We start from the raw sequence: 8,679 nt of genomic DNA, 5'->3' as shown, positions 1-8,679 counted from the left end.
TAAAATAGAGAGTGGAATAACTAGCTACCTCGGGGTTTTATTGTCTTTTTTTCCTATCTGGTAAATTTCTTAAATATTATAGCTTAGACTAGTTGCGCTTAAAAGCAGCTAAATTGCAGCGTTTAAAGCATAAAAACGCCAATACTAAAAATAAATACTGACCAGGGCTTCTTTTGCTTTTTTTCTCGCTTGGTAAATTTCCTAAACATTTATTACTAAAGTAGTATCTTGGATCCCAGTGTCGGAGCACTGGGATGACAAAAAAAGAAGGTACTTGGATGACAGGAGGAGTTACTTACATGACACCACTTTTGCTTCAATATTTGCAAGTTAACTACGTTCCTAAATAGATACCAAAGTTTTGAATCTAAACACAACCTTAATTCGCACCTAAAAAGGTGCGAAATAGGAGGTATTATGTCTAATAGCCACATATTATTCGGCTAATAAAAGATTTGCAAACGTTTTTTCAATTAACTATGGAAAAAATTTGTCTGCGTGAGAATTTTTCATAGCATTCAACGTATCATAATCTGTAAAATCTAATTTTATTGGTGTGATAGTGATAAATCCTTCTTTGATTTTACCTACACTACCACTACCTGAGTGTTCTCGAGACCAGTTTAAACTTAAAGAGCCATCTGAATTTTCAGTAAAGGTTAAATCTCCATCAATGTTATATTCACCTTGCTCAACAAACTCTATTCCTTTTACTTTTTCCACAGCAGGAAGATTTACACTCATCGCTATATTTTTAGGCCAGCCAATTTCAACTAGTTTAGCAATAACCTTTGGTGCAAAAACCTTTGTATTGTGCCAGTTTATCCCGTTATGATATACTTGGCTTAGTGCAATAGAAGGTATAGATCTTGTAGCGCCTTCCATAACAGCACCAATTGTTCCTGAGTAACAAACATCGTCTCCAACGTTTGATCCAATATTTACTCCAGATAATATTAAATCTGGCTTCTTATCCATGATCTTATTCAGCGCAATAATAACACAATCTGCAGGAGTACCAGACACACTGAATTCCTTTTTACCATGTTGGTTTACTCTAATAGATTGACTTATTGGGCAGTTAAGAGATCTTGCTGCTCCACTTCTGTCAGTATCTGGTGCCACCACCCATATTTCTGATGCAAAATTTTGTGCAATCTCTTTGAGTAATTTTATTCCTTCACTTTCAAAACCATCATCATTTGTTATCAATATTACCATATGAAATTTTATATGCTCCAAAGTTATAATAAGTAATTCTAGTTACTGGTTGCAAATAAATATATCGCTCCTACCTACTTTCAATCATCTGCAGCTTCTATTGATTTTCTAGTACTTTACCTCTACTATGCATTAAATTCATGAAAATTCACAGCTTGACGAGAAAATTAATATGATTTCATATTTGTTCACTAGTTCCAGTGTTGGGAGATAATTGTATATGATTAGTTTGGAAAATTTGAGACGAGAACTTGCTAAATTGCAAATGCAGATAGATTATCATGACGTCTTATACCACCAAAAAAACAAGCCAGAAATCACTGATGCTAAATATGATGAGCTAAAGCGAAAGTTAATTGAGATAAAGGAACAACTTCCAGAAATCCATGCAACACAAGATAGTGTTGGTGCTGTACCCGATGAAAGATTTTCCAAAGTGGAACATCAAGAGCCCATGCTTTCTCTTGAAAATGCTTATGATGAAGAAGGTGTGGAGAGGTTTTTATCTAAAGTAAAGAGGTTTTTAATTGAGGATGAAATAGAAATATTATGTGAGCTAAAAATTGATGGGCTATCGTTCTCTGCAATTTATGAGGATGGAAGGTTTGTTAAAGCTGCAACTCGAGGCGACGGTTTTGTAGGAGAAGATGTCACCTACAACGTAGCAACAATAAAAGGCTTCCCTAAATTTTTGCAAGGTGTGCAAGGAAGGCTAGAAGTAAGAGGAGAAATATATATTAGCAACAGCGACTTTTTAAAGTTAAATGAAAACAATGAGTTTGCCAATCCTAGAAATGCGGCTGCTGGTTCTCTGAAGCAGTTGGACGCGAATGTTACGGCAAGTAGACCACTTAGATATTTTGCTTATTCTTTGATTGGTGGAATGAAAAAAAGCCAAAGTGAAGTACTAGAGAGACTTGAGGAACTTGGCTTTTGCGTAAATGAGCATCGGTTCTTAACAAGCAGTTTGAATGGAATGCTGAAGTTCTATAACGAGACCTATGATCGTCGCTATAACTTGGATTATGATATTGATGGAATAGTCTACAAAGTCAATGATTTGGTGCTGCAAGATCGTCTAGGAAGCACTCATAAAGCACCACGTTCAGCACTTGCGTACAAATTTTCTGCGGTTTATGCAAAAACAAAGCTAAACAAGATATTTATACAAGTAGGTAGAACAGGGGTTTTGACTCCTGTTGCAGATTTAGTGCCAGTCAATATTGGCGGAGTGCTAGTTAGTAGAGCAAGCCTGCATAACCAAGATGAGATAAAACGTAAAGACATAAGAGAAGGAGACGTTGTAACAATCAAAAGGGCAGGAGATGTGATTCCTCAGATTGTTAGAGTAGATAAAGGCTCTCGTCATACGGATGCGCCCGAATTTGTATTTCCTGAAGTATGCCCTGAATGCGGTAGTGAAGTACAGGTTGAGGGGGCAGCAATAAGGTGCCCTGAAGAATTTACCTGCAGAGCTCAAATAATAGAAAAACTGAAGCATTTTGCATCAAAAGATGCATTTGACATTGTTGGCCTTGGTGAAAAGCAGATAAAGTTTTTTTATGACCTTGGTTTGGTAAAGCAAATCCCAGATATTTTTACCTTAGAAGAAAAATTAAATGAATTTAATCTTGGAGAACAGTCTGGCTGGGGCAAGAAATCAATAACTAATTTATTAAATGCTATACAAAGCAGAAAGATAATAACTCTGGATAGGTTTATATTTTCCTTGGGTATTAGATTTATTGGCCAAGTTGCAGCAGCATTGCTTGCAAATTATTATGTCTCTTATGATAACTGGTATAGCTCGATGATCAAACTGTTATCAAATGATGCTGAGATGGGCATAGATGGTGCGGAGAAGAAAGCAGCAAAACCTTTTAGTGATGAGCTAGTAGGTATAGATGGCATAGGAGACAAAGCGGCTAAATCTTTGGAATCATTTTTTTCTAAGGAACATAACATCAAAATGTTAAATGATCTTACCGCATGTCTTCAAATTCTGCCTGTCAGCTCCAACTCTAGCGATTCTGTGTTGAATAATAAAGTTATAGTGTTTACCGGCAAACTACTTACTATGAGTAGAGGAGAGGCAAAAGTAAGAGCCAAGGCTCTAGGAGCAAGAATCAGCTCAAATCTTTCTGCTAAAACTGACTATCTAATCGCAGGAGAAGATCCAGGATCCAAATATAAAAAAGCAGTAGAATTAGGCATAGAAATTTTAGATGAAGATCAGTGGCACAAAATGATAAATTAGGAAGTGTCTAAATGAGCGTACCTTTGAGATGCATTTTTAGGACACCTTGTCTATCTCATTCTAACATTCCGCTGCACAAAAACTATCCCATAAAACATGAGCCTTTCATATGAGCATGACAAATTGCTATAGCAAGAGCATCAGCAGCATGGTGACATTTTATATCTAAATTTTTAACTATCTGTTTCACCATAAATATAACTTGATCTTTGTCAGCATGGCCATTTCCAGTAATGCTTTTCTTTATATAGTTTGCATCATATTCATTTATAGTGAACCCTGCTATCTCCAACGATAAAATCACGACCCCTCTCGCATACCCTAAAGTTAGCGAAGATTTAGGATTCTTATTAACGAAAACTTTCTCCACCGCAGCTTCACTTGGAGAATACAAAGAAATTACTTTTTTTAACTGTCCGAAAATTATGTGCAGACGTTCACCTATGCTGAGTTTACTGTCAGTTGATATGGTACCACTTTCCAGAAACTCAATATTACTTTTCTCACTTAGATCAATAATAGCCCATCCGGTTTTACTTATTCCCGGATCGAGACCTATTATTTTAACCACCTAAAAAACACTCAGCCAATAAATAAATACAAACAAAAATATCCAGACCACATCTACAAAGTGCCAATACCAGGAAGCAAATTCAAAGCATAAATGGTCTTGAGGTGTAAATTGATCTTTCCGAGCCCTGAACAAACATACTGACAAAAATATTATCCCTATTATAACGTGTGCGCAGTGAAACCCAGTAATCATATAAAAATTGGATGCATAGATCAGCTTTTCTCCTGTTTCTTGTAGAGAAAAACTTGCCTCATGATACTCCATAGCTTGCACCATTATAAAAAATATCCCAAGCAATATAGTCGTTGATAGCATTTTAATCATGCTCTTTTTATCATTTTCGAGTAGAGAGTGATGTGCCCAGTTAATAGTTGTACCAGAAAGCAGTAATATTAACGTGTTCATAAACGGCAATGACCACGGATCAGGTGGCAAAATTCCCTCAGGAGGCCATTCAACCCTTTTTGTAGGAGAAAATGCTTCAAATGAAAAAACTGGGTCAAGCCAGGCTTTAAAGAATGAACAAAAGAACGCTATAAAAAATACAACTTCTGAAAGGATAAATAAGTACATTGCAACCCTAAGTCCATTTTTTACAATGGCAGTATGGCATTTATCATAAATGGCTTCTTTTATCACATCCCTCCACCAATAAAATAACACTCCCGATACCGCAGAAATTCCTAAAATTAAACTAAGTATTCCAAAAATCTGTTTGTGGAGTGTGCCAACTAACCCAAGCGCAAGAATAAAAATTGCCGCTGATATAATAATTGGCCAAGGACTTGGATCCACTAAATGAAAATCATGTTCTTTACTTTTCATATCATCTTCAAAAATACGTATTAAGCATACAAATTAGCTCAAAACTGTCAATGTTCCTCAGGCACTTGATTGAATTTTGAAACATTATATGCGCTGTTCCAAAAGTCCAACTCAAATTGTGCACTGATTCCAAATAATTCAAGCATTCTACTCCTTTCATTTCCCCCTACTTTTTGGCAATATTCATCAACAATACTCTCTAAAGCGATGCACCCAGACCCTACTAAACTACCGCAATAAAAATCAAACCAATCTTTATATCTGTTATTTTTCTTAATCTTACTCTTCATGCCATCAATAACAACCTTATATATAAAATGGCAGGAGTATAAAATTGTTATGGCTTCATAAGTGTCGTTATATGAGGTAGACAAAAGAAAATTAGTGAAATTGAAGCATTCAAGGGACTTTTCTCCACGATTTATGGAATACACAGCAAAGTAGTGGTTATATAAAACCCTCATAATGGCCATTGCTCCCTGAGCCACCTCTATGAGTGGGGTAATATTGTTACAATTTTCTACTTTGGATGCAGTGATTAAAACGGTACGAATATAATCACTCAAGAATAAGGCATCTTGTTGAATATAGAATTTGAAGCTCTCTATGCTTAGAGTATTATTTGCCAATTCAACATTAAAAGGATGTTCAATCATGTCCTTTAAAAGATTTGATCCATAATAACTCTTAATTATACCACTGAACGCTATAATACCATCAAGACCAAGATGTGAGCAATTTTCCACTAACACGCTTTTACCATAGGTGTATTAAAGTAATACACCTCATCCCAAAACACTAACTCTAGCTCCAGTCCTCTCTTAAAAAACTCACGCATTCTTTTCTTCTCATATTCATCAGCTTCTTTATATAGCTTATTTGTAATATTGGTGACCTCATCAATTGCAGCATTCATTGTTTTGCTATTATAAATGTCGATCCATCCTTCGTACTTGTTGTTTTTAACCTCCCTAGGTGTTACCTTGTTCATCATATGATGCACAACGATTTGATATATGTTGAAGCAAGGGTAAGATGCTGCTAAAGCTTCAGCAACAGAATTATGATATGCAGCACACATGAAAAAGTCAGTAAAGGCAGAACAAGTCCTTGACTTCTTGTGATTATCGGATAAATCACAATCTTCAAAATATTTTTCATATTGTTTTCGAACATCAAATGTTCCCCTTGCTACATTGATTAAACTATTCATTATTTCAACGTCATTCACTTTAGCTGCAATAACCAACAAAGCACGAGTGCAGTCTACTAAATATAAAAAACCCTGCTGAAGATAAAATTTAAATTTTTCATAATTTAGCGTACTGTTCATTAACTCAACATTAATAAGGATGTTCTTTTATTTTTTCAACAAGATCAGATGATTCTCTTACAGCTATATCGTAGAATTTCTCTTTTATTTTGTTACACATTTTGTGAGCCCCCCATAAATATAAAAATTATTACTAGTATAGTATAATTATTATGAAAAGCTAATTATACTTTAACAATAGGTTAGTATATCAGTATTAAGCTATAAATCAAAAACTTTAGCAATCTAAAGAAATTTTTTTGTTGTTCCCCATATTAAACTCCCTACAAAGAACATCAGACAAATCTATGTTTTCCCAAGAGAATCCACCATCTTTTTCTGATTTCTTACCAAAGTGTCCATAACAGGCTGTACGTTTATATATAGGACGGTTAAGCAATAAGTGTTTGATGATACCTTTAGTTGATAAATCTATGTTATCTTCGATAAGCTTTTTAACCCTCTTCTCATCTACCGTATTTGTACCAAATGTATCAATGTAGAATGAAGTAGGTTTTGACACACCAATTGCGTAAGAAAGCTGCACAAGGCAGCGCTTGGCTAAACCTGCAAAGACAATATTTTTAGCAAGATATCTTGCCATATAAGCTGCAGATCTATCAACCTTTGTTGCATCTTTTCCAGAAAACGCTCCCCCACCATGCGGAATATAGCCTCCATAAGTATCAACCATGATTTTTCGCCCAGTTAATCCACAATCACCAACTGGCCCACCAACAACAAACCTACCAGTTGGATTGACCAAGAGATTTTCCTCAGAACACATCCATCCTTTAGGCAAAGATGAAACTATGCAAGAGTAAATTATTTCTTTTACCTTTGATTGATCCAGATCTTCAGAGTGCTGTATTGAAACGATAACACTTTCAGCACGTACTGGCAGATTATTCTCATACGCCAAGGTGATTTGCGATTTTGCATCTGGACCAAGTTTTGCTTCTTTAGCTACACTCATGATATTTCTTAAAATCAAGTGCGCATAAAAAATGGGCGCCGGCATGAGACTTTCTGTCTCTGTCGTTGCATAACCATACATTATGCCCTGATCTCCAGCACCTTGATCTACCCCTATTGCAATGTCATTTGATTGTTCATGCAGCAATATATTTACTTTCACTTTTTTCCAGTGGAAACCATCGCATTCGTAACCAATATCTTTTATTGTACTGCGTACAATATTTTCAATTCTGCTATTTGCGATGTTAGGTCCAAACACTTCTCCCGCTATAATAACGTTATCTTTAGTAACTAAAGTCTCTATTGCGGTTCGCGAGAAAGAGTCAGTAAAAAGATATTCATCAAGTATTGCATCCGAAATTTGATCCGCTACTTTGTCTGGATGACCAGCTGCAACTGATTCACTGGTGATTAAATTTTTATATAAATTCATGCTTTAGGCTTCTGCTCATGCAATGTCAAAGTTGTTATAGAAGATCTATTTAGTAATTACTAAATGGTGGGCCTGGGAAGAGTTGAACCTCCGACCTCACGCTTATCAGGCGTGCGCTCTAACCACCTGAGCTACAGACCCCTAAGCTGAAACTTGTATATTATCCGCAGGCAAAATATCAATAAAAGTCTTTTTATTTACTGACTTTCTAAATTTGACCCAGCCTTCTATCTTGGCAAAAATTGTGTGATCTTTACCCATACCAACATTCCTTCCAGGGTGAAATTTTGTTCCTCTTTGACGGACAATTATGTTACCAGGAATAACTTTTCCGTTCTTTTTTATTCCTAACCTACGACCTGCGGAATCTCTACCATTACAGGAACTACCACCCGATTTTTTAGTTGCCATATCTCACCCCTTACTTTTGGAGATTAATTTCATTGATACGAAGAACAGTTATATACTGCCTATGACCGGTTTTCCTACGGTAATTCTTTCTTCTCTTCTTTTTAAAAATTATAATTTTCTCCCCTCTGCATTGCTCAAGCACTTCAGCTTTAACAGTAGCATTAGGTGAATAAGATAAACCGTTGTCTGAAAGGCAAACTACCTTGTCAATCTCCACCTCCTTTCCTTCCTCAGCTTCTAGCTTTTCTACTTTTATTACACTACCTTTTTTTACTAAATACTGCTTTCCACCTGTTTCAATCACCGCAAACATAACAAATATACACTTTCACTGTTAACTTTAATCGTAAAGGATGTCATATATGCTGTCAAGACAAATAATTTTTCTTCTCTCAAGCTACATTAAACACTTTCAGTAGACACAGGAACCGCACCATGGGCCAAAAGCAACTTCACAAGCTCTTGGTGATTATTATTGGTTGCACAATCCAATGCTGTCATTATCTGATGATTTCTAGCATCAACATTTGTGTTGTGTTCGAGTAATATTTTTGCTATATCAAGCTCTCCATTCATAGCAGCAAAGTGGAGTGTTGCCATTCTTATCCTTAGTGCACAGCTGTACGAACATTAATTATGGAAAAGAAAAAAGATAATAATCGTAGATT

10 protein-coding genes and 1 tRNA gene are annotated in these 8,679 nt (G+C 35.8%); 1 reads left to right on the top strand and 10 read right to left on the bottom strand.

The genetic code is table 11. The features are described from left to right. Positions 1 to 477 precede the first annotated feature (477 nt). Positions 478 to 1,221, bottom strand: a complete 744-nt coding sequence (gene surE, locus DM84_RS03080; RefSeq protein ID WP_250778279.1) for a 5'/3'-nucleotidase SurE — start codon at positions 1,219 to 1,221, stop codon at positions 478 to 480. 220 nt (positions 1,222 to 1,441) lie between these two features. Here surE and ligA point away from each other — a divergent pair, with 220 nt between their 5' ends. Then, entirely contained in the window at positions 1,442 to 3,478 is a 2,037-nt protein-coding gene (ligA, locus tag DM84_RS03075; RefSeq protein WP_250778278.1) for an NAD-dependent DNA ligase LigA, read from the top strand. Between the two features lie 82 nt (positions 3,479 to 3,560). Here ligA and ruvC read toward each other — a convergent pair whose 3' ends face one another. The 9 genes from ruvC to DM84_RS03030 form a co-directional block, all read right to left on the bottom strand. Then, positions 3,561 to 4,049 carry a crossover junction endodeoxyribonuclease RuvC gene (gene ruvC, locus DM84_RS03070; RefSeq protein WP_250778277.1) on the bottom strand — a complete coding sequence of 163 codons (489 nt, stop codon included), beginning with the start codon at positions 4,047 to 4,049 and terminating at the stop codon, positions 3,561 to 3,563. Further along, positions 4,050 to 4,877 (bottom strand): cytochrome c oxidase subunit 3, encoded by an 828-nt coding sequence (locus tag DM84_RS03065; RefSeq protein ID WP_250778276.1) that lies wholly within the window; start codon positions 4,875 to 4,877, stop codon positions 4,050 to 4,052. A 47-nt stretch (positions 4,878 to 4,924) separates the two neighbouring features. After that, positions 4,925 to 5,629, bottom strand: coding sequence for a TenA family protein (locus DM84_RS03060; RefSeq protein WP_250778275.1), 705 nt, complete (start codon positions 5,627 to 5,629; stop codon positions 4,925 to 4,927). Beyond that, positions 5,623 to 6,210 (bottom strand): TenA family protein, encoded by a 588-nt coding sequence (locus DM84_RS03055; protein ID WP_250778274.1) that lies wholly within the window; start codon positions 6,208 to 6,210, stop codon positions 5,623 to 5,625. Before DM84_RS03055 ends, DM84_RS03060 begins: the two co-directional genes overlap by 7 nt. A 217-nt stretch (positions 6,211 to 6,427) precedes the next feature. After that, positions 6,428 to 7,600: a methionine adenosyltransferase gene (gene metK / locus DM84_RS03050; protein ID WP_250778273.1), complete on the bottom strand. Its 1,173-nt coding sequence runs from the start codon at positions 7,598 to 7,600 to the stop codon at positions 6,428 to 6,430. 64 nt (positions 7,601 to 7,664) lie between these two features. After that, positions 7,665 to 7,741 (bottom strand) — tRNA-Ile (locus DM84_RS03045). After that, the gene (rpmA, locus tag DM84_RS03040; RefSeq protein ID WP_041045731.1) at positions 7,742 to 8,011 is read right to left on the bottom strand and encodes a 50S ribosomal protein L27; all 270 of its coding nucleotides are present in this window, start codon (positions 8,009 to 8,011) and stop codon (positions 7,742 to 7,744) included. Between the two features lie 10 nt (positions 8,012 to 8,021). Further along, positions 8,022 to 8,324: a 50S ribosomal protein L21 gene (gene rplU / locus DM84_RS03035; protein ID WP_250778272.1), complete on the bottom strand. Its 303-nt coding sequence runs from the start codon at positions 8,322 to 8,324 to the stop codon at positions 8,022 to 8,024. Positions 8,325 to 8,413: 89 nt separating this feature from the next. Continuing rightward, positions 8,414 to 8,611, bottom strand: coding sequence for an ankyrin repeat domain-containing protein (locus DM84_RS03030; RefSeq protein ID WP_250778271.1), 198 nt, complete (start codon positions 8,609 to 8,611; stop codon positions 8,414 to 8,416). Positions 8,612 to 8,679: the final 68 nt, after the last annotated feature.

This window comes from Wolbachia pipientis (genome assembly GCF_023661085.1).
Classification (GTDB): domain Bacteria; phylum Pseudomonadota; class Alphaproteobacteria; order Rickettsiales; family Anaplasmataceae; genus Wolbachia.
This window is presented reverse-complemented; position numbering and strand designations above follow the sequence as displayed.